Annotated in this window: 25 protein-coding genes and 1 pseudogene; 12 read left to right on the top strand and 14 right to left on the bottom strand. The window is 61.8% G+C overall.

What is annotated here, in order from left to right; genetic code table 11:
• Positions 1 to 118: 118 nt before the first annotated feature.
• The 4 genes from ACZCWR_RS08795 to ACZCWR_RS08780 all read left to right on the top strand — a co-directional run bounded on the left by ACZCWR_RS08795 (position 119) and on the right by ACZCWR_RS08780 (position 2,654).
• Complete coding sequence (locus ACZCWR_RS08795; protein WP_487300387.1) at positions 119 to 358, top strand: (2Fe-2S)-binding protein; 240 nt, start codon at positions 119 to 121, stop codon at positions 356 to 358.
• A gap of 321 nt (positions 359 to 679) precedes the next feature.
• The gene (locus ACZCWR_RS08790) at positions 680 to 1,417 is read left to right on the top strand and encodes an energy transducer TonB (RefSeq protein ID WP_487300386.1); all 738 of its coding nucleotides are present in this window, start codon (positions 680 to 682) and stop codon (positions 1,415 to 1,417) included.
• 37 nt (positions 1,418 to 1,454) lie between these two features.
• Positions 1,455 to 2,210 carry a MotA/TolQ/ExbB proton channel family protein gene (locus ACZCWR_RS08785; protein WP_487300385.1) on the top strand — a complete coding sequence of 252 codons (756 nt, stop codon included), beginning with the start codon at positions 1,455 to 1,457 and terminating at the stop codon, positions 2,208 to 2,210.
• 18 nt (positions 2,211 to 2,228) lie between these two features.
• Entirely contained in the window at positions 2,229 to 2,654 is a 426-nt protein-coding gene (locus tag ACZCWR_RS08780; RefSeq protein WP_487300384.1) for an ExbD/TolR family protein, read from the top strand.
• A 328-nt stretch (positions 2,655 to 2,982) separates the two neighbouring features.
• On the opposite strand, the gene ACZCWR_RS08775 is transcribed toward ACZCWR_RS08780, so the two are convergent.
• Positions 2,983 to 3,945: a LysR substrate-binding domain-containing protein gene (locus ACZCWR_RS08775; protein ID WP_487300383.1), complete on the bottom strand. Its 963-nt coding sequence runs from the start codon at positions 3,943 to 3,945 to the stop codon at positions 2,983 to 2,985.
• Positions 3,946 to 4,122: 177 nt separating this feature from the next.
• Here ACZCWR_RS08775 and ACZCWR_RS08770 point away from each other — a divergent pair, with 177 nt between their 5' ends.
• The 4 genes from ACZCWR_RS08770 (at position 4,123) to hemP (ending at position 6,442) form a co-directional block, all read left to right on the top strand.
• Complete coding sequence (locus ACZCWR_RS08770) at positions 4,123 to 4,989, top strand: pirin family protein (RefSeq protein WP_487300382.1); 867 nt, start codon at positions 4,123 to 4,125, stop codon at positions 4,987 to 4,989.
• 122 nt (positions 4,990 to 5,111) lie between these two features.
• Positions 5,112 to 5,507 (top strand): OsmC family protein, encoded by a 396-nt coding sequence (locus tag ACZCWR_RS08765; protein WP_487300381.1) that lies wholly within the window; start codon positions 5,112 to 5,114, stop codon positions 5,505 to 5,507.
• A gap of 51 nt (positions 5,508 to 5,558) precedes the next feature.
• Complete coding sequence (locus ACZCWR_RS08760; RefSeq protein WP_487300380.1) at positions 5,559 to 6,047, top strand: SRPBCC family protein; 489 nt, start codon at positions 5,559 to 5,561, stop codon at positions 6,045 to 6,047.
• Positions 6,048 to 6,184: 137 nt separating this feature from the next.
• A complete protein-coding gene (hemP, locus tag ACZCWR_RS08755) occupies positions 6,185 to 6,442 on the top strand; it encodes a hemin uptake protein HemP (RefSeq protein WP_487300379.1) in 258 nt (85 codons plus the stop codon).
• Between the two features lie 263 nt (positions 6,443 to 6,705).
• On the opposite strand, the gene ACZCWR_RS08750 is transcribed toward hemP, so the two are convergent.
• From ACZCWR_RS08750 to uvrB, 6 genes are all read right to left on the bottom strand, one after another.
• A complete protein-coding gene (locus ACZCWR_RS08750) occupies positions 6,706 to 7,119 on the bottom strand; it encodes a GlcG/HbpS family heme-binding protein (protein WP_487300378.1) in 414 nt (137 codons plus the stop codon).
• 37 nt (positions 7,120 to 7,156) lie between these two features.
• Positions 7,157 to 8,566, bottom strand: coding sequence for a 4Fe-4S binding protein (locus ACZCWR_RS08745; protein ID WP_487300377.1), 1,410 nt, complete (start codon positions 8,564 to 8,566; stop codon positions 7,157 to 7,159).
• Positions 8,563 to 9,414 carry an FTR1 family iron permease gene (locus ACZCWR_RS08740; protein ID WP_487300376.1) on the bottom strand — a complete coding sequence of 284 codons (852 nt, stop codon included), beginning with the start codon at positions 9,412 to 9,414 and terminating at the stop codon, positions 8,563 to 8,565. The genes ACZCWR_RS08745 and ACZCWR_RS08740 overlap by 4 nt, the downstream gene beginning before the upstream one ends.
• A gap of 31 nt (positions 9,415 to 9,445) precedes the next feature.
• The gene (locus tag ACZCWR_RS08735; protein WP_487300375.1) at positions 9,446 to 9,781 is read right to left on the bottom strand and encodes a cupredoxin domain-containing protein; all 336 of its coding nucleotides are present in this window, start codon (positions 9,779 to 9,781) and stop codon (positions 9,446 to 9,448) included.
• 75 nt (positions 9,782 to 9,856) lie between these two features.
• Positions 9,857 to 10,402, bottom strand: a complete 546-nt coding sequence (locus tag ACZCWR_RS08730) for an iron transporter (RefSeq protein ID WP_487300374.1) — start codon at positions 10,400 to 10,402, stop codon at positions 9,857 to 9,859.
• 305 nt (positions 10,403 to 10,707) lie between these two features.
• The gene (gene uvrB, locus ACZCWR_RS08725; protein ID WP_487300373.1) at positions 10,708 to 12,807 is read right to left on the bottom strand and encodes an excinuclease ABC subunit UvrB; all 2,100 of its coding nucleotides are present in this window, start codon (positions 12,805 to 12,807) and stop codon (positions 10,708 to 10,710) included.
• 331 nt (positions 12,808 to 13,138) lie between these two features.
• Here uvrB and ACZCWR_RS08720 point away from each other — a divergent pair, with 331 nt between their 5' ends.
• Complete coding sequence (locus ACZCWR_RS08720) at positions 13,139 to 14,338, top strand: amino acid aminotransferase (protein ID WP_487300372.1); 1,200 nt, start codon at positions 13,139 to 13,141, stop codon at positions 14,336 to 14,338.
• Positions 14,339 to 14,423: 85 nt separating this feature from the next.
• Here the strand turns inward: ACZCWR_RS08720 and ACZCWR_RS08715 are convergent, their stop codons facing one another.
• Positions 14,424 to 14,639: a hypothetical protein gene (locus ACZCWR_RS08715; protein WP_487300371.1), complete on the bottom strand. Its 216-nt coding sequence runs from the start codon at positions 14,637 to 14,639 to the stop codon at positions 14,424 to 14,426.
• Positions 14,640 to 14,883: 244 nt separating this feature from the next.
• Between ACZCWR_RS08715 and ACZCWR_RS08710 the strand changes: the two genes are divergently transcribed.
• Together ACZCWR_RS08710 and ACZCWR_RS08705 are read left to right on the top strand one after the other, a co-directional pair.
• Entirely contained in the window at positions 14,884 to 15,453 is a 570-nt protein-coding gene (locus tag ACZCWR_RS08710; RefSeq protein ID WP_487300370.1) for a hypothetical protein, read from the top strand.
• A gap of 178 nt (positions 15,454 to 15,631) precedes the next feature.
• Positions 15,632 to 16,444, top strand: coding sequence for an IclR family transcriptional regulator (locus ACZCWR_RS08705; protein WP_487300369.1), 813 nt, complete (start codon positions 15,632 to 15,634; stop codon positions 16,442 to 16,444).
• A 77-nt stretch (positions 16,445 to 16,521) separates the two neighbouring features.
• On the opposite strand, the gene pbpG is transcribed toward ACZCWR_RS08705, so the two are convergent.
• Together pbpG and ACZCWR_RS08695 are read right to left on the bottom strand one after the other, a co-directional pair.
• Positions 16,522 to 17,697, bottom strand: coding sequence for a D-alanyl-D-alanine endopeptidase (gene pbpG, locus ACZCWR_RS08700; protein ID WP_487300368.1), 1,176 nt, complete (start codon positions 17,695 to 17,697; stop codon positions 16,522 to 16,524).
• A 73-nt stretch (positions 17,698 to 17,770) separates the two neighbouring features.
• Complete coding sequence (locus tag ACZCWR_RS08695; RefSeq protein WP_487300367.1) at positions 17,771 to 18,034, bottom strand: hypothetical protein; 264 nt, start codon at positions 18,032 to 18,034, stop codon at positions 17,771 to 17,773.
• A 459-nt stretch (positions 18,035 to 18,493) separates the two neighbouring features.
• Between ACZCWR_RS08695 and ACZCWR_RS08690 the strand changes: the two genes are divergently transcribed.
• Positions 18,494 to 19,069, top strand: coding sequence for a phasin family protein (locus tag ACZCWR_RS08690; protein WP_487300366.1), 576 nt, complete (start codon positions 18,494 to 18,496; stop codon positions 19,067 to 19,069).
• A 123-nt stretch (positions 19,070 to 19,192) separates the two neighbouring features.
• Here the strand turns inward: ACZCWR_RS08690 and lpdA are convergent, their stop codons facing one another.
• The 4 genes and pseudogenes from lpdA to aceE form a co-directional block, all read right to left on the bottom strand.
• Entirely contained in the window at positions 19,193 to 20,932 is a 1,740-nt protein-coding gene (gene lpdA / locus ACZCWR_RS08685; RefSeq protein ID WP_487303289.1) for a dihydrolipoyl dehydrogenase, read from the bottom strand.
• A gap of 99 nt (positions 20,933 to 21,031) precedes the next feature.
• Positions 21,032 to 21,247 (bottom strand): annotated as a pseudogene (locus tag ACZCWR_RS08680) (biotin/lipoyl-containing protein); the annotation flags it as partial.
• Positions 21,248 to 21,322: 75 nt separating this feature from the next.
• Positions 21,323 to 22,966 carry a dihydrolipoyllysine-residue acetyltransferase gene (gene aceF / locus ACZCWR_RS08675; protein WP_487300365.1) on the bottom strand — a complete coding sequence of 548 codons (1,644 nt, stop codon included), beginning with the start codon at positions 22,964 to 22,966 and terminating at the stop codon, positions 21,323 to 21,325.
• A gap of 78 nt (positions 22,967 to 23,044) precedes the next feature.
• Positions 23,045 to 25,741 carry a pyruvate dehydrogenase (acetyl-transferring), homodimeric type gene (aceE, locus tag ACZCWR_RS08670; RefSeq protein ID WP_487300364.1) on the bottom strand — a complete coding sequence of 899 codons (2,697 nt, stop codon included), beginning with the start codon at positions 25,739 to 25,741 and terminating at the stop codon, positions 23,045 to 23,047.
• Positions 25,742 to 25,956 lie beyond the last annotated feature (215 nt).

The raw sequence follows: 25,956 nt of genomic DNA, 5'->3' as shown, positions 1-25,956 counted from the left end.
TCCAGCAAGAAGCTCGCTAACTTTGCGGCTGTGTTACAAAAAACACCGAGCGTCGCTTGCAAAGCCTTCCATACTGAATGATAATAATTCGCATTAACGTAAGCTATTGCGAACGACCATGATTGTCTGCGTCTGCAAGTCAGTGTCCGACCGGAAGATCCGCACCGCCATCGCCGAGGGCATGGAGTCCTACGAGGAGCTCCAGTTCGAGCTTGGCGTCGCGCTGTGCTGCGGCAAGTGCGAAGCCACCGTGCGCGATGTGATGGCCGAAAGCGGCGTCTGCGCATCGCGCTGCGGCGTCGAAGCGCACGCGGCGCAAGCCATGCCGCTCACGTTCTACGAGCGCAAGGCAGCCTGAAGCATCGCGCGCCGCCCGCGTGCGGCGCATCGTCGTTTCGGCCACGGCATCCTGCCGCTGGACGCAGTATCGCCTCCCGCAAGCCAGGTTACCTTTCAAGCAGCCGGTCACTAGCCAGCCACGCAACCCTTGACCCTTTGGAGGGAAAGATGGAATTGCTGATTGGTTTCGTGGCCACCTTGTTCATTTCCCTGCTGATCTTCAGAACATGATGTCGTTTGCTTCTCTCCGCGCCGGGTCAGCAGACCGGACAGCGAATTCGGTAACGTGGCGCCGTGGCGTCGTCGGTCAATCCCGCAGTTCTGCAAGCCGCCAATAAGAATGCAGTCCCCGACCTCCTCTTCCAACGTGTTCCAGCCTGCGCCGCCGTCCAGCGTGAATCCGCGCCTGATCGTTGCGTGCGCTGTCGTCATCGCGCTGCATGTCGGCTTGTTCGCCATCGCGCTCAATATGCGCGACAGGCCGATGCCGCGCCCGATCGAAGCCAAGACGATCTCCGCGCAACTGATCAGCGAAACGCCGCAGCCCGCGCCGCTGCCGCAGCCGGTCGCGGTGGAATCGCCGCCGCCGCCGAAGCCCGTTCCCAAGCCGATTCCGAAACCGGTTCCGAAGCCCAAGGTCAAGCCGAAGATCGAGCCCGCGCCCAAGCCGATGCCGGTCACCGAAGCGCCCTCGCAGATCGCCGCGCCCGCGCCGGACCCGACGCCGCCCGCGCCGCCGCAAGCCGCCCCGCCGCCAGCCGCGCCCGCCATCGGTAAGCCGACGATGGAAATCACCGCGCCCAAGGACATTTCGCATCTGAATTGCAGCATCGCGGCACCCGACTATCCGGCGATGGCGCGGCGACGCGGCGAAACCGGCCGCGTCGTGGTGGCCATGACGGTCGGCCTGAACGGCAAGTTCGAGGACGTGCGCGTGCAAAAGAGCAGCGGTTCGCAGCGCCTCGACGACGCCGCGCTCGACGCCGTGCGCGGCAGCGCATGCAGCCCCTTCAAGCAGGACGGCCAGGCCGTGCGCGTGCCGACCTCGGTGCCGATCGACTTCACGCTGAAAGACTGACCAGTTACTTTGAATTTTTAGATACAGGAAGCCAAAAATGCAGAACTACGGGATAGCCCACGTCTGGGCGCAGGGCGACTTCGTGACACGCGGCATCGCGCTCGCGCTCGCGATCATGTCGGTGTTGTCGTGGACGGTGGTCGTCGTGAAGGGATGGAACGTGCTGCGTCTGAAGCGGCTCACCAAGAACGCGGAACAGGCCTTCTGGCACTCGGACGACTTCAACGACGGCATCAAGAAGCTCGGCAGCCAGTCGTCGAGCCCGGCGGACAATCCGTACCTCGCGCTCGCGCTGGCGGGTCAGGAAGCGGCGGAACATCACACGCAGACGCAACCGCATCTGCATGACCGCATGGACGTGTCGGACTGGATCACGCGTTGCCTGAAGGACGTGATGGACGAAGGCGTCGGCCGCATGCAGGCGGGTCTGGCGATCCTCGCCTCGATCGGTTCGACCGCGCCGTTCGTCGGACTGTTCGGCACGGTGTGGGGCATCTATCACGCGCTGCTGACCATTGGCGCGACGGGTCAGACATCCATCGATCAGGTCGCGGGTCCGGTCGGCGAGTCGCTCATCATGACCGCGTTCGGTCTGTTCGTCGCGATTCCTGCGGTGCTCGGCTACAACGCGCTGACTCGCGCGAACAAGAGCATCGTGACCAAGCTCAATCGCTTCGCGCACGGTCTGCACGCGTTCTTCGTCACGGGCGCCAAGCTCAATTCGACCAAGCGCGCGAAGAACGCTTCGTCGGAGAGCCTGCGTCTGGCGACGCGCGCGTCGGCATCATCGTAAGCAAGAGGAAATCGCAACATGGCCATGAGCCCTTTCGCCGGCGATGAAGACGACGGCATGATGAGCGAGATCAACATGACGCCGCTCGTCGATGTCATGCTCGTACTCCTGATCATTTTTCTCGTGACCATTCCGGCCATGAATCATGCGGTGAAGATCGACCTGCCGCATGCGAGCAGCCAGCCGCAGGACGACAAACCCGCGCACGTGGATGTCGCCATTTCCGCCGATGGCACCACGCTCTGGGACGAGCAACCCGTGGATGCCGCCGCGCTCGATGCGCGCATCGCGCAGGCCGCGCAGCAGAATCCGCAGCCGGAGATTCATCTGCGCGCGGATCGCAAGGTGCCGTATGAGAAAGTGGCCGATCTGATGTCCGCCGCGCAGTCGGGCGGGCTGACCAAGATCGGTTTCGTCACCGAGCCCAAGCACGGCAGCAAATAAGTCTTAAGTGCGCATAAAGTAAAAGGCCTTCATCGTCAGATGAAGGCCTTTTTTCGTGCGCACTCGGCGCATTCGGGCGAGGCAATTACTTGGGGCTGGAATACGTCCCAGAATCGCCGCATGCGACAGCCGTGCTCGACACGGACAGCGCGATCAACCCTATCAGGCTAACTATCAGAGTAGCCGTGAGTTTTCGCATAAGAAGCTCCTTAGCGAAAGGAGCTTCAATATACTGCCGCGAAATTTCGCATTCAAGGTTTCGGCGATTGAATGTGACCATCGCAAGCACACGCTCCAATGACATAAATCATGAGCGCTGCGAATTAGCTCAAACCGTTTCGCGTTCGGGGTGTTCGATGACAGGACATTCTCCGGGGAAGCGTTGTCCGCTGGCAATCGACTCCACGAGAAAATCGACGAACGCCCGTACGGCCGGCACCATGCCCTGCCGCGACAGAAACACCGCGTACAACTGCGGCGACGGAAAGGTCCAGCCCGGCATCACCGGCGAAAGCTGGCCGCTGCGTAAAGGCGCGCCGTACATCATTTCCGGCAAGGCCGCGATGCCGACGCCGCACATCACGGCTTCGCGGATCATCGAAAGGTCGGCGGTGACCAGACGCGGTTCGTGCTCGAACTCGTGACGCGTGCCATCCGGCGCGATGAGGCGATAGACGTGGCGGCCATCGGCGGAAGGCGTGTCGATGGTGTCGTATTGCGCCAGTTCGGCGGGCGTCATGGGCGGCGCGTTGGGCTTGAGCAGCGACGGCGCGGCCACCAGCATTTGCTCGGTGCGCCAGAGCGGACGCGCGACCACGTTGGAATTCGCGGGCGGCTCGGAACGCACGCGCAAGGCGACATCGATTGCATCTTCGAACAGATCGACGACGCGATTGGTCACACGCAGCACCACGCGCACTTCGGGATAGCGATGCATGAAGTCCGGCATGACCGCAGACAGAAACGTCTGCGCGATGGTCACCGGCACGCTCACCCGCACCGTGCCGCGCGGCGAATCGCGCAGGCTTTGCACGACATCGACGGCCGCGCGCGCTTCGGCGAGCATGGCCTGACAGTGTTGATAGAACAGTTGCCCCGCTTCGGTCAGCGCGAGCTTGCGCGTGGAGCGCTGCAACAGCCGCACGCCCAGCGATGCCTCCAGTTCCGACACGCGCCGCGACAGCCGCGACTTGGAAATACCCAGCACGCGCTCCGCCGCCGAAAACCCCCCATGCTCGATGACATGGGAGAAGTACATCAGATCATTGAGGTCGTGCGAGTCGGCTTTCATGGGCGGCCCGGAGTGCGGTCGTGGTTCGCGTGCTTCGCGTAGTTCGCGTCGTTCGTTATCGCCAGCGGGACAATCCATTGCACCGAGGCGGCTTTTATCCGCAAAATCGGTCCATATAATAGCTCCATGTTCCAAATTTAGCGCTATTCCCCTATGGCGCCTCAAGGAAAAACCAAGATGAGCCGCTCCATTTCCAGCATCATTCCGGCCGTGCGCACCGTCGAAGGCGGCGGGTTCGTCGTGCATCGCCCGTTTCCGACCCGTCTTTTGATGGACTTCGATCCCTTCCTTTTGCTCGATGAAATGGGCCCGGTCGATTACGCGCCCGGCGAGGCGAAAGGTGCGCCGGACCATCCGCATCGTGGCTTCGAGACGGTGACGTACATGCTCGAAGGCGAATTCGGTCACAAGGATTCGGCGGGCCATTCGGGCACGCTGCGCCCCGGCGATGTGCAGTGGATGACGGCGGGCGCAGGCGTCGTGCATAGCGAGATGCCGGGCGAGGAATTCACGCGCCAGGGTGGCCGCGTGCATGGTTTGCAGCTTTGGGTGAATCTGCCGAAGCGCGACAAGATGACCGCGCCGCGCTATCAGGAGATTCCGTCGGCGGGCATTCCGGTGGCGAAAAGCGAGGATGGCAAGGTCAGCGTGAAGGTGATCGCGGGCGAAGCGCTCGGTATGAAGGCGGCGATCGAAACGCGCACGCCGATTCTGTATCAGCATTTCTCGCTGCAACCGGGCGGGCGTGTCGAGCATCGCGTGCCGCGTGATTTTCGCGTGTTCGCCTATGCGTTGTCGGGCACGGGCCTGTACGGTCCGCAAGCGCAGCCGGTGCGCGCGCAGCAAATGGTCGTCTTCAAGGACGATGCCGATACCATCACGCTCGCCGCCGGTGACGAACCGGTCGAGATCATCCTGATCGGCGGCGTGCCGCTCAAGGAGCCGGTCGTGCGTTACGGTCCGTTCGTCATGAACACGGAAGACGAAATCCGTCAGGCAGTCACCGACTATCAGGCGGGACGGATGGGCGCGATCACGCACTGAGCATCGACGCCGAACGCATCAAATTTGGCGAAACGGCGCGGCAAAAACGGGCACATTGCGTCACAATGCCCGTTCAGGCCGCGCCGTTTTTTTGTCTGCCGCCGCCGTTCACCGGAGCATTCATGGCTACACCGACTGTCATCGCCACGAGCATCGACGCCGATTATCAGGTCAGTCTGGAGGACGGCACGCATCGCTGGAGCGCGGATGAACCCGCGAGTCTCGGCGGCGGCGACACCGCGCCCGAACCGGCCGCGTTGCTGCTGTCGAGTCTCGGCGCATGCACGAACATCACCTTGCGGATGTACGCGCGGCGCAAGGAATGGCCGCTCGAAGGCGTGCGCGTCGAACTCTCGATGACGAGCACGGCGGACGGCACGGTCATCGACCGGAAAATCGCGCTGGACGGGCCGCTTGCGCCGGACCAGCGGGAACGGCTGTTGCAAATCGCCAATGCGTGCCCCATGCACAAGGTTCTGAGCGGCGCGATCCGGATCGATTCCGGGCTCGTGTCCTGACGCTGACTCGACCTTGCGGAAAGGCCGCGAACGTTCAAGGGAAACGTCGTTTTGAATTTCGAACATCTCATCCAGATCAATGATCCGTCGAATCCGCTGGTGGATCCGCTGACGCGCGAACAGTTGTGGGAAGGGCTCGTGCTGCGCGCGGAGCAGCCACAGTTGTTCGTGCTCGGTCTCGACAGTTGCGCGATCCTCTCGCGCGAAGGCGACACGATGGAGCGCGAACTCCACTACGGTCAAGCCGTGGTGCGCGACCGTGTGACGCTCACGACCCACGAGCGCGTGCGCTACGACATCCTGCCGACGGCCGAGCACGTCGGTGGATCGCTGACGATGGCCATCGAGCAGCCTGATTCGACGCAGCTTTTTTTGCGTTTCACGTACAGCACCACGCTGCCCGAGAAAGCAGATCCGAGCCCTGACGAGCGGCAAACGCAAGAGATCGTGAAGTCGGCGTATCGCGAGTCGGACATCGATACGGTGCGGCTGATTCGGCAGTACGCGCACGGACGCAGCGAGGACGGTCCACTGCATTGATCGATGCGCTCGATGCTACGTCGCAGCATCGAGCGCGGCTATCGGATCATCGCAAGCCATGAGAAAGACTACTTGCAAATAGGAATGGTTATCATTTACTATAGATCCATCGAATCAACGAAGGCACACGCCGAGACATGACCGACACGCTGCGATCCACCACGCTCAGGCTGCGCCGCCCGGCTGTCCGCGACGCCGCGATCACCCGGCCGAAATCGGCTGCCGCCGTCACGGTGCGCGCCTCGACCGCCACGGTCACGCCGGATGCGAATGCCGAGCGCCAGTTGCGCAGCGACACCCTTTTGCAAGGGCGCAGCCACGTGAGCATCGTGCATAACGGGGAGACCTACCAGTTGCGCGCCACTCGTCTGGGCAAGCTGATCCTGACGAAGTAAGCGCGAAGAAAGAACAGCAGTACGTATCGAGTATTGTGGGGACCACCTCGCCTAAGAGGTGTTTGGCCTTAGCCAGCAAGGACGACTTGCACGCGAGAATTTAGACCCCTTCGTGCAAACACCAGCCAGTCGTCGATAGCAAGCGAAGCCGCTTTTTTTGGTTCCTGCGCAGCGCTGTGCTCAATTAAACGAGCCACGTCATGATGATCGATCGAACGGCACGCTTTGATGACAGAGCGTGCCGTTTTTTTATTCACGACGCTCTAAACGTTTTCGATCCCAAGCGCCGCAATCCCCGCCCGCGCGATCTGCGCATCCTGATCCGACTTCACGCCCGACACGCCCACCGCACCGACGATATCCGCGCCCACGAAAATCGGCACGCCGCCTTCGAGCATGGCGGTCATCGGCGCGGAGAGAAACGCCGTGCGGCCCTGCTTGATGGTGTCCTCGTAGACCTTGGTTTCGCGACGCCCCAGCACGGCGGTGCGCGCCTTGCCGTTCGCCATTTCCACCGTGCTCGCCCCCGCCCCGTCCAGCCGATGCAGATGCAGCAGATGCCCGCCGTCATCAACGATGGCGATGGTCACGTTCCAGTTGTGCTCGCGGGCGTGCGCCTCGGCTGCGGCCGCCACGGCCTTGACGTCTTCGTCAGTCAGTACGGGTTTGGTTCTCACGTCGCGCTCTCGGTTGCCGTGGATCGTTAAGTGGGTATCAGTTCCGGGTGAAGCCGTAGAACATCAGATACCACGCGCTGTCCGCGACGGCCAGCGCTGCGATGAACCATACCATCGAAAAAACGCGCGGAACAGAAGTCGATGCATAGCGCTTCGTCGTGCGCCATGCGAGCCATGCGCTCCAAACGTTGGCGATTGCAAGCAAGCCGATCCGCAGCGCCGGCACCCACCACAGCGGCACCTGCTCCGCGCGCAGCAGCGAAACGGTGGTCGCGGAAAGCCCCAAAAACACACCGACGCCCGCAATCGGAATCAGCGAAAGCGTCAGGTGATGCAACCGCCGCATGTTCCACTTGCCGAGCATGCGCGAAGACAGCGCCATCAGCCCGAACAGCACCGTGCCATACACGAGACCCGTGACGAGGATATAGCCGATCACCATCGAACCGTCGAGCCACGAGAACACGTCGTTCTGTTCGGGATAATGCGTGAACAGGAACCACGGCGCGTTGGTATCGAGCGGCCAGAGAATGTTGTGATCGATCAGCCAGCCCGCGAGATACTGCTTCAGATCGACGAACCACGTGCTCACGGTCCAATGAAACGCGCCGATGGCAATCCCAAGCAGCCCGTACAAAATCAGCGCCGTGTCCCACGGATTCGCCGCCTTGTCGCCGAGCTTCACGACTTCCTCGGCGGGCGAGCGCCACGTGAGCGCGATGGCATCGCGATGGCCGCTGCATCGGCCGCACATATGGCAGTCGGCCGCGCCCTTCATGCTGCGCAAGGGAACGAGCGGCGCGCAGTTGATCGGAATCACGCGGTGTCCGTGCTCGCCTTGCTTGTAAGAGCGGCGCCAAGCGTCTTCATTCACCTTGAAGTGAAACGGAGCCAGGCGCGCGAGCAGCGTGAACACGCCGTTCACCGGGCACAGATACTTGCACCAGACGCGCTTCTCGCGCCCGTACAGCACGCCGACGATCATCGCGCCCACGGTCGAGCCGCCGAGCACCAGCAACACCGCCTTCGGATATTGATAAACGCTGACCATCTGCCCGTAGATGGTTGTGAGCCCGAACGCCACGAACGGCCAGCCGCCCCAGCGCATCCAGCGAGGAATGGCCCAGCCGCGTCCGAAGCGGCTCGCGAATTCGGTGAGCGCGCCTTCGGGGCACAACACGCCGCACCACACGCGGCCGAGCATCACCATCGAAAGCAGCACGAAGGGCCACCAGATGCCCCAGAACACGAACTGCGCCGCGATCGTCAGGTTGTTCCACAGATGCGCAGAGCCATCGGGCAGCGGTATCACGGCGGGAACGACGATCAGAAACGCGTACACGGCCACCACGATCCACTGAATCATGCGGATCGCGCTGCCGTGACGTTGCATCCAGTTGCCGGCTTGTTGCAGCCGGTTTGGTCGCTGCTGTGTGACAGAACTCATGCTGGACGGCTTGCCGCCTTTTGTTTTTGCGCCATGCCCCGGTTCGAGCGGCGCAGCAGTAGATAGATGACGATCCAGTACACCGCGTACGCCACGAGGTTCATGCCCGCCGGATGCGCGCGATAACCCGTCAGCGTCGCGACCAGCGAGCCGAAGGTGCTCGAATCGTCGAGAAGCGCGGAAGTATTCCATACCTGATTGACGATCACAGGCAGCACTTCCATGTCGATCAGCTTGTCCACGCCGGTTTCGAACAGACCCGCGGCGAGAAACAGCAGCATGATTTCCGTGACGCGGAAGAACGAGCGCCACGAGAAGATCTTGCCGCCGAGTTGCAGCACATAGAACGTGAGCAGCGCGAGCGCGAAGCCCAGCACGATGGCGACGTACTGCGAGAGATCGACGTGCCCCGATTGCCCGAAGCCGACGCCATAAAGGAACACGGCGGTTTCGCTGCCTTCACGCGCAATCGCCAGCGCCACGAGCAACGCGATGCCCCACCAATGCCCGTCCTGCGTGGTCTTTTGCAGCGTGCTTTCCATGTCGCGCTTGAGCGTGCGGCCGTGGCGCTTCATCCACAGCACCATCTGCACGATGAGCACGCACGCGACCAGCACCATCGCCGTCTGAAAATAGTCCTGCGCGTTGCCGGACAGCACTTCCGTGAAGCCGATCAGCGCCGCGCCGAGCGCGATGGCCGCCAACAAGCCAATGGCGACGCCCGCCCACAGATAAGGCAGGCCACGGCGCGCCTGATGATCGCCGTTCTTCAGCCACGCGTACAGAATGCCGACGACGAGCAGCGCCTCGACACTCTCACGCCATACGATGAATAGGACCTGCCCCATTTCTAACCTCCCGCTCATTGCACTGCGATGATTACTTCGCGACGATCACGCCCTGCGCGGTCTGATGAAAATCGTCGAAGAACTTGTACTCGCCCGGATCGAGCGGCGCGATCACGACGAACGAATCCGCGCCCGGCGCCAGCACTTTTTCCTTGCGCAACTGCACGCTTTCGAACTCGGCCGCGCCCTTGCCGATGTTGTGCACCTCGATCTTGATGCGCTGTCCCGCCGGCACCTCGATGCGTGCGGGATTGAGCTTGCCGTCGTTCATTTCGAGCTTGAACGTGGGCAGATCGGCAGCGTGAACCATGCCTGCCGTCACTAGTGCGAACGCTGCGAGCGCCGCCTTCTGGAATTTCAAATTCATGCGGACTTCCTGAAGATGAACGCGCCCGGTTCCTGACTTGCAACCGGGCGCGGAATCAACCTGCCGGCGGCTTGCTTAGTAGCCGCCCTTCTTCCCGATGCCCGCGAACGGGAAGTCGTATTCGATGGTGAACGGCTTGAACCACGGACCCACGCCCGTTTCCTTGTCGACGTGACGGCCGAACGCCATATGGCCCGACTGCGACGGCGGCGCGATATGCAGCTTCAGGTGGTACTTGCCCGGTCCGAACAGCTTCACGTTGTCGCCGTAGTGCGGGCCGTCGTTGGCGACCATCGGCATCAAGTCACCCTTCAGGGTCTGAGTCGTGCCGACCTTCGTGAGTTCATACGTGACGTTCAGATACGGCATCCAGTCGCCTTCCGCGAAGCCGGTCGGATTGTTCTTGACCGCGTGGATGTCCGCTTCGAGGTGGACGTCGGAATCGGATGCCTTGCGCATCATGCCTTCCGGTTCCATCGTGATCGGCTGAAGATAGACGGCGCCCGTTTCCATGCCGCCTTCGATATGTTGCTTGCCGATCGGGTATTCCGCGGCCGAGGCCGCCATCATCGCCGTCAGACCTGCGGCGGCGACGAGGCCGCGCATCAACGTTGAAGCCATCAAGACACTCCTGTTTTTATCGATCGCGCATGGTGCGCGAATGTTTCCGAAGCGCCGGTCCGATGCAGGCCGCGCGCCTCTCTTCCCTGAAAAATTGCTCCCATGAACATTCGGCGACGCGAACGTTAATACGAACCATTCTCAACAGTCGCCAGTTTAGCACCGTTCGAATGGGCGAACAATTTGACGCCGCTAAGTGGAGGGTCAAGGAACCCTAAGCGTGACAAGGGTTTTGCGGGTTCGGCCGCCAATGAAAAAAGCGCGGCAAACCCATTCGGGCCGCCGCGCTTTCGCTCACAACGCGTTTATTTCTCGCCGATGCCGGTCACGTGATCGCCGACGTTCGCGCCAAACACGCGCTGTCGCAACAGCGCCAATTGGTCGCGGGTCTGCGCCGCCTTTTCGAATTCGAGGTTCTTGGCGTGATCCATCATCTGCTTTTCGAGCTTCTTGAGTTCCTTCGCCAACTGCTTCTCGGACATGTCCTCGAACTTCGCGCGCGTCTGCGCTTCCTTCAACTCGGCGCGCGCATCGTCGGCGCTGTAGACACCATCGATGATGTCCTTGATGCGCTTCTCCACCCCGCGCGGCGTGATGCCCCGCTCCAGATTGAACGCGATCTGCTTGGCGCGCCGCCGTTCGGTTTCGTCGATGGCGCGCTTCATCGAATCGGTCATGTTGTCGCCGTAGAGAATCGCCTTGCCGTTCACGTTGCGCGCCGCCCGGCCGATGGTCTGGATCAACGAGCGCTCGGCGCGCAGGAAGCCTTCCTTGTCGGCATCGAGAATGGCGACGAGCGAGACTTCGGGGATGTCCAGCCCTTCGCGCAGCAGGTTGATGCCGACCAGCACATCGAACGTGCCCAGCCGCAGATCGCGGATGATTTCCACGCGCTCGACCGTATCAATATCGCTGTGCAGATAGCGCACCTTCACACCGTGATCGGCGAGAAACTCGGTCAGTTGCTCGGCCATGCGCTTGGTCAGCGTGGTGACGAGCACGCGCTCGTGCACCGCGACGCGCGCGTTGATTTCGGAGAGCACGTCATCCACTTGCGAGCGCGCGGGCCGCACTTCGATGGCCGGATCGACCAAGCCAGTCGGTCGGACAAGTTGTTCGGCCACCTGCCCCGCTTTCTTCTGCTCGTAGTCGGCGGGCGTGGCGGAAACGAACACCGCCTGACGCATCTTGCGTTCGAACTCGTTGAACTTGAGCGGCCGGTTATCCAACGCGCACGGCAGACGGAAACCGTAATCGACCAGATTTTCCTTGCGCGCGCGGTCGCCGTTGTACATGCCGTTCAACTGGCCGATCAACACGTGCGATTCATCGAGCAACATGATCGCGTCGGGCGGCAAATAATCGACGAGCGTGGGCGGCGGCTCACCGGGCATCGCGCCGGAAAAGTGCCGCGAGTAATTCTCGATGCCCTTGCAGAAGCCGAGTTCCTGCAACATCTCCAGATCGAAGCGCGTGCGCTGTTCGAGCCGCTGCGCCTCCACCAGCTTGTTCTGCGAGTAGAAGAATTCGAGCCGTTCGCGCAGTTCGAGCTTGATGGCTTCGACCGCGCGCATGACCGTGTCGCGCGGCGTCACGTAGTGCGACGACGGATACACCGTGAAGCGCGGAATCTTGTTGCGCACGCGGCCGGTGAGCGGATCGAACAGCATCATCGATTCCACTTCATCGTCGAACAGTTCCACGCGCACGGCCATTTCCGCGTGTTCCGCCGGAAAAATATCGATGGTGTCGCCACGCACGCGGAACGTGCCGCGCGAGAAATCGGCCTCGTTGCGCGTGTACTGCATGGCGATCAGCCGCGCGATGACATCGCGCTGACCGAGCTTGTCGCCCGTGCGCAGCGTGAGAATCATCTTGTGATACTCGGACGGATTGCCGATACCGTAAATCGCGGAAACCGTTGCGACGATCACCACATCGCGCCGTTCGAGCAGGCTCTTAGTGGCCGAGAGCCGCATCTGTTCGATGTGCTCGTTGATCGACGAATCCTTCTCGATGAACAGATCGCGCTGCGGCACGTACGCTTCCGGCTGGTAATAGTCGTAGTACGAGACGAAATACTCGACCGCGTTGCGCGGGAAGAACTCGCGGAACTCGGCGTAAAGCTGCGCGGCGAGCGTCTTGTTCGGCGCGAACACAATGGCCGGTTTGCCGAGACGCGCGATCACGTTCGCCATGGTGAAGGTCTTGCCGGAGCCGGTCACGCCGAGCAAGGTCTGGAACGAGAGACCGTCCTCCACGCCTTCGACGAGCTTGGCGATGGCGTCGGGCTGATCGCCCGCGGGCAAGTACGGCTGATAGAGCTGGAAAGGCGAGCCATCGAAGGTGATGAACTTCGACTCGTCCAGTGCGTCGTCAGGTGTTTCGATGAGAGTGTCGGACATGGAGAGCGTGGGAGAAGTCGGCGCCTGAGCAAACATTCATTCTAGCGGCTTGCGGTCTGACGCATCGGGCGCGGGTCTTCGTGCAGATTGGGTGATGAAGCCGGAACTCAAGCCGTTTGATTGCGCCCTTTGAATTGCGTTATGTTGCAAGCGGCATAAAAATAAGGGCTGAATGACGTCGCAAGAATTGCCCGCATTGCAACAATACGTCCGAAAAGCGCCATCGGATTCGTTACAATGGACGACCGAGCCTGGGCGGCACGTCACCGCCCACGCCTTTCGTTTCATTTAGTACCCCTGTCGCCCGTCTCCCCTTCACTGTCGATCGATCATGTCTCTTTTCTCTGCCGTCGAACTCGCTCCCCGCGACCCGATTCTGGGCCTGAACGAAGCCTTCAACGCCGATACGCGTCCGACCAAGGTCAATCTTGGCGTGGGCGTCTACACGAATGAAGAAGGCAAGATTCCGCTGCTGCGCGCCGTGCGCGAAGCCGAAAAAGCGCGCGTCGATGCCGCGCTGCCGCGCGGATATCTGCCGATCGACGGCATCGCCGCGTATGACTCGGCCGTGCAAAAACTGCTGCTCGGCAACGATTCGCCGCTGGTCGCCGCAGGCCGCGTGGTCACGGCGCAGGCGCTGGGCGGCACGGGCGCGCTCAAGATCGGCGCGGATTTCCTCAAGCGTCTGAACCCGAACGCCAAGGTCGCGATCAGCGATCCTAGCTGGGAAAACCATCGCGCGCTGTTCGAAGGCGCGGGCTTCGAAGTCGTCAACTATCCGTACTACGATGCAGCCACGCACGGCGTGAAGTTCGACGCCATGCTCGGCGCGCTGAACGACTACGCGGCGGGCACGGTCGTGGTGCTGCACGCGTGCTGCCACAACCCGACCGGCGTCGATCTGACGGACGCGCAGTGGAAGCAGATCGTCGAAGTCGTGAAGGCGCGCAACCTCGTGCCGTTCCTCGACATGGCGTATCAGGGATTCGCGGAAAGCATCGACGCGGATTCGGCGGCCGTGCGTTTGTTCGCTGCTTCGGAACTGAATGTGTTCGTGTCGTCGTCGTTCTCGAAGTCGTTCTCGCTGTATGGCGAGCGCGTCGGGGCGCTGTCGATCATCACCACGTCCAAGGAAGAATCGGCGCGCGTGCTCTCGCAGCTCAAGCGCGTGATCCGCACCAACTACTCGAACCCGCCGACGCATGGCGGCTCGATCGTCGCGGCGGTGCTGGCGTCGCCGGAATTGCGCGCAACGTGGGAGCAGGAACTCGGCGAGATGCGGGATCGCATCCGCGCGATGCGCAACGGCCTCGTGCAGCGTCTGAAGGCGAACGGCGTGGATCGCGATTTTTCGTTCGTGGATCGTCAGCGCGGCATGTTCTCGTACTCCGGGCTGACGGCGGCGCAGGTCGATCGTCTGCGTGAGGAGTTCGGCATTTACGCGGTGAGCACGGGGCGCATCTGCGTGGCCGCGCTGAACACGCGCAATCTCGATGCAGTGGCGAGCGCGGTTGCCGCAGTGCTGAAGTAAGTCACCGGCACGTCAATGAAAATGGCGCCCTGCGAAGGGCGCCATTTTTTTGCTTCCTCGTTCACGCTGATTAGCGCTTAGGTCATCAAAGCGGCTTCGACGCCGGCATGACGATGGTGGCCGCCGACGCGTCGTCGGGCTGAACATAACCAAGCGACACCGCGCGCGCCAGTTCGGCGCTCACGTCGGTTTGCTCGTGCGTGCGCGTGGACGCATCACCTTGATGCGCTTGCAGATAAAACGCCAGCGCGATGGGAAGCAGGATCGCGACGGGCCAGTAAGTCGATATGGTTTTTCTCATGGGACTGCCTTTCGATTCAATGGCAGTGGAAGAAGACGCACTGCCGGACAGGTTGCAATGGTACGCAATCGTCCCCGTCTGAAAAAGATGCCAAAGAACAAAGGACCGTTGCGTGCCGGACAACAAGCGTTGCGGAGCGCATTGCTGCTTAAGGCCATCGTCATAAAGCCTTACAAAGTTCTTGGGACTTCGCTGTCATGCTTGCTGTCTCATCCATAACAAACAAACGAACTATTCCTCTGTCATGAAATCCGCAGTCGCAGGTTTGGTGATCGCGTCATCCGCCGTTTTAATGAGCGGATGCGCGGCTTATCCCGATTCACCCGGCTACAACGCCGGCTATTCCGGCTATGAACCCGGCCCCTACGATGACCCCGGCTATGGTTACGGCTATGGCTATGGCGGTCCGGTCGTGCAGCCGGGCGTGGTCATTCAGGGCGGGAGCTACTACGGCCCGCCGCCGCGCGGGTACTGGGACGATGGTCCCGGCTGGCGGCATCGTCCGCCTCCGGGCGGATGGAATCGCCCACCGCCGCGAGCCGGTGGACCCGATGGCCCGCCGCGCGGCGGACCGCCGCCAGGTGGTCATGGAGGGCCGCAAGGGCAAGGTGGACAGCCGCCTCAGGGCGGCGGCGGACATCAGCCTGGCGGACCGCCGCCGCAAGCGGGCGGCGGTGCACCGTTGCCGAGAGCCGTCGGCGGCCAACCGCCGGGACGGCAACAGCAGCAGCAGCCACCGGCCAACGGCGGCGGTAATCGTGGCGGTGGTGGCGGGAATGCGCGCGGCGGTGGCCCGAACGGAAACGGCGGTTGAGCATCAGTAGATTGGAAAGGCCGCGCGAGTCAAATCGCGCGGCTTTTTTTACTTCCGGCGTGCAACTAAAAACGCTCTCAAAGCCCGCCACGCCGCCATCTTCGCTGCATCGCAAACTTTTTTCACATTATGAGATACAATCGTCGTTCCGCTGTTTGACGCATCAACCGATCAGACGATGAGCGATACGAACCCGGACCCCAAGACCTCCATTCAGGTGATCGAGCGCATGATGCGCCTGCTCGATGCACTCGCCGAGCACACCGATCCCGTCAGCCTCAAAGAGCTGTCGCAGAGCACCGACCTGCATCCGTCGACCGCGCACCGCATCCTGAACGACATGGTGATGTGCCGTCTCGTCGACCGCTCCGATCCCGGCACCTACCGGCTCGGCATGCGTCTGCTCGAACTCGGCAATCTGGTGAAAGCGCGCCTTTCCGTGCGCGAAGCCGCCATGCCGCCGATGCGCGAGTTACACCGGCAGACGGGCCAGACCGTGAATCTTTCCGTGCGTCAGGGCGACGAGATCGTGTATATCGAACGCGCGTATTCCGAGCGTTCGGGCATGCAGGTCGTGCGCGCGATTGGCGGGCGCGCGCCGCTGCATCTCACATCGGTCGGCAAGCTCTTTCTCGCCGCCGATGAAGCCACGCGCGTGCGTGCTTACGCCATGCGCACGGGTTTGTCGGGGCATACGCAGAACAGCATCACCGATCTGGGCAAGCTCGAACGCGAGTTGTCGTTCGTGCGTCAGCAGGCATGCGCGCGTGATAACGAGGAACTGGAACTGGGCGTGCGGTGTATCGCGGCTGGTATTTATGACGATTCAGGCAAGCTGGTCGCGGGCCTTTCGCTCTCCGCACCTGCCGACCGTCTGCAGGACGCGTGGCTGAAGCAACTCAGTTCCACCGCACTGGAGATTTCGCGTTCGCTTGGTTATGCGCCGGAACAGGCGGCATCCGAGCCGGGGCATCATCAAGGTCGCCACTAATCAAGCGCCCATGAAAAAACCGGATTCGCCTCACGACGAATCCGGTTTTTTTGTGCCTCGACCGCTCGATGCAACAATCAGGGATTGGCGCTGCTGCCCATGTCCGCGCTCATGATATGCGGCTCGCCGAGCGTGTCGAGGAACGAACGCAGACGGCCGGCATCCGCGAAACGCGAGTACTTGCCGTAGGAATCCAGCAGCACGATCACGACCGGGCGGCCATTCACGTTCGCCTGCATCACCAGACACTCGCCCGCTTCGTTGATGAACCCGGTCTTCTGCAAACCGATGTCCCACGATGCATTGCGGATCAACGCATTCGTGCTGTTGTAGGCGATGTTGCGCTTGCCCGTGAACACGTCATAGCTGCGGTCCGTGGAGAACTTGCGGATCATCGGATATTGATACGCGGCGTTCACCATCTTCACGAGATCGCGCGCGCTCGACACGTTCTGGCTAGTAAGGCCGGTCGAATTCTCGAAGTGCGTGTCCGTCATGCCGAGCGAGTGCGCCTTGGCATTCATCGCGGCGATGAACGCCGGACGCCCGCCCGGGTAATAGCGCGACAGTGCGGCGGCAGCGCGGTTTTCCGATGCCATCAACGCGATATGCAGCATGTCTTCGCGGGTCAGCACCGAACCGACCGCCAGACGCGAGCCGGTGAACTTCTCGTAATCGCGGTCTTCATCTGTCACGGCGATTTCATCCGTGAGCGACAAGTGCGAATCGAGCACGACCATCGACGTCATGAGCTTGGTGATCGACGCGATCGGCACGACGGCGCGCGAATTCTTGTCGAACAGCGTTTCAGACGTGTTCTGGTCCACCACATACGCGACGCTCGAACGCAGCGCGAGACTGTCGGGCGTGTCATGCAGACCGAACGCCTGACCGACCGAAGTCGCACGCGGCTGGTACGCCACCGCATGCACGGCGGCGCGGCGCGAACGTGCGTCCATGCGGTAATTCACGCGATGCCGGCGCGAGGCGCGAGGCGCGTCGTCATCATCTTCCGCCGCGACTTTCGCGGCCTTCACGGGCCGCGGAGCCTTGAGCGAAGTCTTCGCGATGCGCGCGGGTTGCGCGGATTTCGACGACTTTTTGACGGTTTTGCTGGTGGAGGTCTTTGCAAGGGCTTCAGCCGGAGCCGCTGCGAAGGACGTCGCTACTGCGATGGAGACGGCGAGCGAGAGTGCGGAACGCACCGCCACGCCATGCACCACCTTCAACGACGAAAACATTTCGGTTTTCATTAGTGTTCTGTTGGGCGGCTGGAGAGTACCGCCAAGTGTAGTGAAGCTACTAAATTTAAGCAATATTAAGCACTTATCGCCGCTCGTTAAACTGAGTTGTAAGCGACGATTGCCAACTGCCCGACACGGTGCCGCCAATGATCGGAAAAAACGATCCGGCGCGGCGAAGAATCCTGCCGATAAAGCGCTTGAGCACATCTCTGACAAGTGCACTATCGGCAATACTTTCCAAGACTTGAGATCGATTCGAGGTATCGGGCGCAAAGCCCCATGAAATCGGGATGATCGTCATTTTCGAGTGTTCTCTCGCTGCAACACTTCTGTCGCGCTGCGGCATCAGAAACACTCGACAGGCGAAATGTTAACGGTTCTTCAACAATTTGGTGTACGGCGCCGTCTTAGAAATAGGAACAAATACAGAAAACTCTCGTTTCAGTTCGCGGTGATGTAAGACTGCGGAAGCCTGCCTCGGCGCTGTCAAACGCGCCTGTCATTATGTTCGGATACGATCGTGCACTGCGCTGCGTCATGCCGGAAGCCGCTTCCAGATTGGTGCACAGGGTTTTCACGGAGTCGTCCGACAAGCTTTTCCACAGACGTTAAACCCTTGTTTAAAAAGCGTTTTCGTTCGATTGTGCAATGCACAAAAAGCGCTTGACATCCATCGGAATATCTCTAAAATGAGCTTCATGTTGCGACGCACCAAAAGCGTTTGCACTCCAAGGTGGCGCTAGGCGCCCCATATCTACCCGAAACACGGCCCGCGTTTGACTGGCCGGCAAATCAGGAGCCTGAGATGACCCTTTTGACCCCCGAGCAAATCGCCGCTGCACAGAAATCCAACTTCGACACGCTGTTCGGTCTCACGAACAAGGCGTTCGAAGGCATCGAAAAGCTGGTCGAGCTTAACCTGCAAGTGATCAAGTCGACGCTGGCGGAAAGCCAGGAAAACACGCAACGCGCGTTGTCGGTCAAGGACGCTCAGGAACTGCTCGCGCTACAAGCCAGCCTGACCCAGCCGGTCGCGGAAAAGGCCCTGTCGTATGGCCGTCACCTGTATGAAATCGCGTCGGCCACGCAAGCCGAATTCGCCCGCGTCGCTGAAGCGCAATACGAAGAGCAAAACCGCAAGGTGCAAACGCTCGTCGACAACGTCGCCAAGAACGCACCGGCAGGTTCGGAAACGGCTGTCGCTGTCATGAAGTCGGCCATCACCGCCGCCAACACGACGTACGAAACCGTCCACAAGGCAACGAAGCAAGCCGTGGAAATGGCTGAAAGCAACTTCAACGCCGCCGCCACGGCCGCGACGAAGGCTGCCACGCAAGCCACCGAACAAGCTTCGCGCACCGCGAAGAAGTCGGTTGCCTAAGCTGGCTGTATCGCTTGAAGTATGAAAAACCCGGCCTTGTGCCGGGTTTTTTGTTTGCCACACGCAATAAAAAAGGCGCGCTCCGTAACAGAGCGCGCCTTTTCTTTTTGCTGATTCAGCAGCTTACTTCTTGCGTTGCGGCGGCAAATCCGTGCACACGCCTTCATACAGTTCCGCTGCCATGCCGACCGATTCACCAAGCGTCGGATGCGGGTGAATCGTCTTGCCGATGTCGGTAGCATCCGCGCCCATCTCGACTGCGAGACACACTTCGCTGATCAGATCGCCCGCGTTCAGACCGACGATGCCGCCGCCGATCACGCGATGCGTCGTCTCATCGAAAATGAGCTTGGTGAAGCCTTCGTCGCGGCCATTGGCGATCGCGCGGCCCGATGCGGCCCACGGGAACACCGCTTTCCCGTACTTGATGCCTTCGGCCTTGCACTGGTCTTCGGTCTTGCCCGCCCACGCCACTTCCGGATCGGTGTACGCCACCGACGGAATCTGCAACGCGTCGAAGTACGACTTCTCACCGTGCGCCGCTTCCGCCGCCACGTGACCTTCATGCACGGCCTTGTGCGCGAGCATCGGCTGGCCGACGAGATCGCCGATCGCGAAGATGTGCGGCACGTTGGTGCGCAGTTGCTTGTCCACGTTGATGAACCCGCGATCCGTCACGCTCACGCCCGCCTTGTCCGCGCCGATCTTGCCGCCGTTCGGACTGCGCCCGACCGCGAGCAACACGAGGTCGTAACGCTGCGGTTCGGCCGGGGCTTTCTCGCCCTCGAACGTCACGTAGATTCCGTCTTCCCTGGCTTCCGCCTTGGTCGTCTTCGTCTTGAGCATGACGTTCTTGAAGCGCTTGGCGTTGAACTTCTCCCAGACCTTCACGAGATCGCGATCCGCGCCCTGCATCAGGCCGTCGAGCATTTCCACCACGTCGATTTCCGCGCCGAGCGTGGAATACACCGTCGCCATTTCCAGCCCGATGATCCCGCCGCCCACCACCAGCATGCGCTTCGGAATCTGACGCAGTTCGAGCGCGCCGGTCGAATCGACCACGCGCGGATCGTCCGGGAAGAACGGCAGCTTCACCGACTGCGAACCCGCCGCGATGATCGCCTGCTTGAACTTCACGACCTTCTTGCCGTCCGCGCCCTGCACTTCCATGTGGTTCGGATCGACGAAATTGCCCACGCCCGTGACCACCGTCACCTTGCGCGCCTTCGCCATGCCCGCGAGACCGCCGGTCAGCTTCTTGACGACGCCTTCCTTGAAGTCGCGCAGCTTGCCCAGATCGATGGTCGGCTTGCCGAACACGATGCCGTGTTCCGCGAGTTCGTGCGTTTCGTCCATCACGAGCGCGGTATGCAGCAGCGCCTTCGACGGAATGCAGCCCACGTTCAGACACACGCCGCCCAAGGTCGAATAACGTTCGACGAGGACGGTCTTCATGCCGAGATCGGCTGCGCGGAACGCGGCCGAATAGCCGCCCGGACCTGCGCCGAGCACGAGCATGTCGCATTCGACATCCGCCGAGCCGGAATAGCTGCCGGCCTTTGGTGCGGGTGTCGGCGCTGCGGCAGGTGCCGGTGCTGCCTTCTGAGCGGCAGGAGCTGGAGCCGCCGCACCGCCGCCTTCGAGCGTCAGGATCAGCGTGCCTTCAGAAACGTTGTCGCCGATCTTGACCTTCAGTTCCTTCACGACGCCCGCTGCGGGCGACGGCACATCCATCGTCGCCTTGTCGGATTCGAGCGTGACGAGCGACTGCTCCTTCTCGACCGTGTCGCCCGGTTTCACGTGCACTTCGATCACCGGAATGTCCTTGAAGTCGCCGATATCCGGCACCTTCACGTCCTGCACGCCGCCGCCCGCCGCAGGTTTAGCGGCAGCCGGAGCCGGTGCCGCAGCAGGCGCAGGCGAAGGAGCCGCCGCCGCGCCTTCCGTTTCGATCATCGCGATGACCGAGCCCTGCGAAACCTTGTCGCCCTGCTTGACCTTCACTTCCTTGATGGTGCCCGCGACATCGGCGGGCACTTCCATGGTGGCCTTATCGGTTTCGAGCGTGATGACGCCCTGTTCCTTTTCGATGGCGTCGCCGGGCTTGATATTGACTTCGATGACATCGACATCGGAGAAGTCGCCGATGTCGGGTACTTTTAGTTCGACGAGACTCATGTTGTCCCCTAAGAGATGTGCGGATGGAACCTCAGGGCCATGCCCCGAGGTTCCGCCGTCGGCCAGATCGTCAGATCAGAGAATGACGCGACGGAAATCGCCCAGAATCGCCGACAGATACGCGTTGAAGCGCGCAGCAGCCGCACCGTCGATGACGCGATGGTCATACGACAGCGACATCGGCAGCGTGAGACGCGGCACGAACTGCTTGCCGTCCCACACCGGCTTCATCTGACCGCGCGAGAGGCCGAGAATCGCGACTTCGGGCGCGTTGATGATCGGCGTGAAGTGCGTCCCGCCGATGCCGCCCAGCGACGAGATCGAGAAGCAGCCGCCCTGCATCTGATCGGGCTTGAGCTTGCCGTCGCGCGCGAGCTTCGACAGTTCCGCCATCTCTTTCGCGATATCCACGAGGCCCTTCTTGTCCGCGTCGCGGATCACCGGAACGACCAGGCCGTTCGGCGTGTCGGCCGCGAAACCGATGTGGTAGTACTTCTTGAACACGAGATTGTCGCCGTCCAGGCTCGCGTTGAAGTCCGGGAACTTCTTGAGCGCCCCGACCACGGCCTTGATGACGAACGCGAGCATCGTGAACTTCACGCCCGCTTTCTCGTGCTCCTTGTTGAGCTTCACGCGCAACTCTTCCAGCTCGGTAATGTCCGCTTCGTCGTTGTTCGTGACGTGCGGGATCATCACCCAGTTGCGGTGCAGGTTCGCGCCCGAGATCTTCTTGATGCGCGAGAGCGGCTTCGGATCGACCGGGCCGAACTTCGTGAAGTCGACCTTCGGCCACGGCAGCAAACCGAGTTCGCCGCCACCGCCGCCTGCCGGTGCCGCCGCCGGCGCCTTGCCCTGACCCGACATCACGCCCTTCACGAAGGCCGTGATGTCTTCCTGCGTGATGCGTCCCTTCGGACCCGTGCCGCTGACACGCGAAACATCCACGCCCAGTTCGCGCGCGAACTTGCGCACGGACGGCGATGCGTGGCTCGACGACGCTTTGCCGTCGCCTGCGGGAATGGCCGGTGCCTGCGCGAGCGCGGACGGCGCTTCCTTGGCGGGCGCCGGTTTCGCCGGAGCATCGGCCGGTGCTGCGGCTTGAGCGGGCGCAGGTGCCGGACTCGGTGCGGGTGCCGCTTCGCCACCACCGCCTTCGAGCACGAGAATCAGCGTGCCTTCGGAGACGTTGTCGCCGACCTTGACCTTCAGTTCCTTGACCGTGCCCGCTGCGGGCGACGGCACATCCATCGTCGCCTTGTCGGATTCGAGCGTGATGAGCGACTGTTCCTTCTCCACTTTGTCGCCCACCTTCACCGAAATCTCGATGATGGGAATATCCGTGAAGTCGCCGATATCCGGCACCTTCACTTCGGTCGAACCGCCGCCGCCCGATGCCGCAGCGGGCGCCGGTGCCGCCGCCGGAGCAGGCGACGCAGCAGGCGCGGGCGCAGGAGCAGGAGACGGCGATGCCGCCGCGCCGCCGCCTTCCAGCACGACGATCAGCGTGCCTTCCGACACGTTGTCGCCGACCTTGACCTTTACTTCCTTGACGGTGCCTGCCGCCGAACTCGGCACGTCCATCGTCGCCTTGTCGGATTCCAGCGTGACGAGCGACTGCTCGGGTTCAACGGTGTCACCCACCTTGACCAGAACCTCGATCACGGGGATGTCCTTGAAATCGCCGATGTCCGGCACTTTGACTTCGATCGCTTGACTCATTATTGGTGTCTCCTGGTTGCACGCGGCCTCCGTCCGCTTCGGACAGAGGCCGCGTCACAACACACGGGGGCGATGCCTTTAGACGGTCATCGGATTGGGTTTGGACGGGTCGAGGTTGTACTTCTTGATCGCCTCGGCGACGACCGTGCGCTCGATCGTGCCTTCATCGGCGAGCGCATTGAGCGCGGCGAGCGTGACCCAGTAGCGGTCGACTTCGAAGAAGTGGCGCAGCGCCTCGCGGGTATCCGAACGGCCGTAGCCATCGGTGCCGAGCACCACGAACTTGTTCGGCACGTAGCCGCGAATCTGGTCGACCAGCGCACGGATGTAATCCGTCGATGCGATCACCGGACCCTGCGCGCCCTTGAGCAGCTTCGTGACATGCGGCACGCGCTTCTCTTCCGTCGGATGCAGCAGGTTGTAGCGATCGCACGCCTGACCGTCGCGCGACAGTTCGGTAAAGCTCGGCACGCTCCAGAGATCGGCGGTGACGCCCCAGTCGTTCTTGAGCAGATCGGCGGCCGCGATCACTTCGTTGAAGATCGTGCCCGCGCCCATCAACTGGACGTGCTTCTTGCTCGCGCCGCCTTCGGCCTTCCTGAACGCGTACATGCCCTTGATGATGTCGGAGGCCACAGCATCGCCCTGCGGGATCGCCGGGTGCTCGTAGTTCTCGTTCATCACGGTGATGTAGTAGTACACGTCCTCCTGATCCGCGACCATGCGGCGCAGACCGTCCTGCATGATGACGGCGAGTTCGTAGCCGAACGTCGGGTCATAGCTCACGCAGTTCGGGACCGATGCCGCCCACAGGAGCGAGTGGCCGTCTTCGTGTTGCAGGCCTTCGCCGTTGAGCGTCGTGCGTCCCGCCGTGCCGCCGAGCAGGAAGCCGCGCGAACGCATGTCGCCCGCCGCCCACGCCAGGTCGCCGATGCGCTGGAAGCCGAACATCGAATAGAAGATGTAGAACGGGATCATGATCTCGCCGTGCGTCGAGTACGACGTCGCGGCCGCGATCCAGTCACACATGCCACCGGCTTCGTTGATGCCTTCCTGCAAGATCTGACCGCTCTCGGATTCCTTGTAGAACATGAGCTGGTCGGAATCTTCCGGCACGTACTTCTGGCCGTCCTGATTCCAGATACCGATCTGGCGGAACAGACCTTCCATGCCGAAGGTACGCGATTCGTCCGGGACGATCGGCACCACGCGCTTGCCCAGCGCCTTGTCCTTCAAGAGGATGTTGAGAATCCGCACGAAGGCCATCGTCGTGGAAATCTCACGGCCTTCGCCCGTGCCCTTGAGCAGCGGTTCGAACGCGGACAATTCCGGCACCGGCAGCGATTCCGCCTTGGTGCGGCGCGTCGGCAGATAGCCGCCGAGGTCCATGCGCTTCTGGCGCATGTATTCGAGTTCCTTCGAGCCTTCCTCGAACGTGAGGTACGGCACGTCCACGATCTGCTCGTCGCTGATCGGCAGGCGGAACTGGTCGCGGAATTTCTTCAGCGTCTCGATCGGCAGCTTCTTCTGCTGGTGCGTGATGTTCATCGCCTGACCGTGCTCGCCCATGCCATAACCCTTGATGGTCTTGGCGAGGATGACGGTCGGCGCGCCCTTCGTCTGCGTGGCGGCAGAGAAAGCAGCGTAGATCTTGTGCGGGTCGTGGCCGCCGCGGTTCAGGTTCCAGATGTCTTCATCGGACCAGTCGGCCACCAGCGCCTTGAGTTCCGGCGTGTTGAAGAAATGCTCGCGCACGAACGCGCCCGACTCCGACTTGTACGTCTGGTACTCGCCATCGACCACGTCCATCATGCGGCGCATGAGCGCGCCGGTCTTGTCGCGTGCGAACAGAGCATCCCAGCGGCTGCCCCAGATCACCTTGATGACGTTCCAGCCCGCGCCACGGAACTCGCTTTCCAGTTCCTGGATGATCTTGCCGTTGCCGCGCACCGGGCCGTCCAGACGCTGCAAGTTGCAGTTGATGACGAACACGAGGTTGTCCAGACGCTCGCGCCCGGCCATGCCGATCGCGCCGAGCGATTCCGGCTCGTCCGTTTCGCCGTCGCCGAGGAACGCCCAGACCTTGCGGCCTTCGGTCTTCGCGATGCCGCGCGCTTCCATGTACTTCATGAAACGCGCCTGATAGATCGCCATGATCGGGCCTAAGCCCATCGACACGGTCGGGAACTGCCAGAAGTCCGGCATCAGCCACGGATGCGGATACGACGAGATGCCCTCGCCGCCCACTTCCTGACGGAAGTTGTTCAGTTGCTTCTCGGTCAGACGCCCGAGCAGGAACGCGCGCGAATAAACGCCCGGCGACGAATGACCCTGCACGAACACGAGATCGCCGCCATGTTCTTTCGACGGCGCATGCCAGAAGTGGTTGAAGCCCACGTCATACAACGTGGCGGCCGACGCGAACGACGCGATATGGCCGCCCACGTTCGTATCCTTACCCGCGCGCAGCACCATGGCGATGGCGTTCCAGCGCGTGTACGAGCGGATGCGGTGTTCGAGGTCCTGATCGCCCGGAATCTTCGCCTGCGCGGCGACGGGGATCGTGTTGATGTACGGCGTGTTCGCCGAGAACGGCAAATGCTCGCCATGCACGCGAGCGAACTCGATCTGTTTCTCGATCAGGTAGTGCGCGCGGTCGGGACCGACCGCCGAGATCACGCCATGCAGTGCGTCGAGCCACTCAGCGGTTTCCTGGGGATCGTCGTCGCGGGCGTTGGCGACGTATTTGAGAACTTCGTCGGGTACAGCGGACATGCTCGTCTCCTGATATGAGGAACACTCTGAGGACCGCCGGCGCACGCACGCACGAAAGTGGGCTTGGCCGCGTGCCGGCAATTCTAAAGAGGGTCCAGACCTTGTAGCAAGGAATTTTTCGAATCATGAGAATCTATCTCATAATGCGGAAAAATGCTGCAATGCACCGTCCGATAAGGTCGTTCAGGTCAGATGTTTCGCCTCCTATGGCTTGT

This window comes from Caballeronia sp. A2-2 (assembly GCF_057612605.2).
Note: the sequence above shows the minus strand (reverse complement) of the source record. Positions and strands in the feature narration are given on the sequence as shown.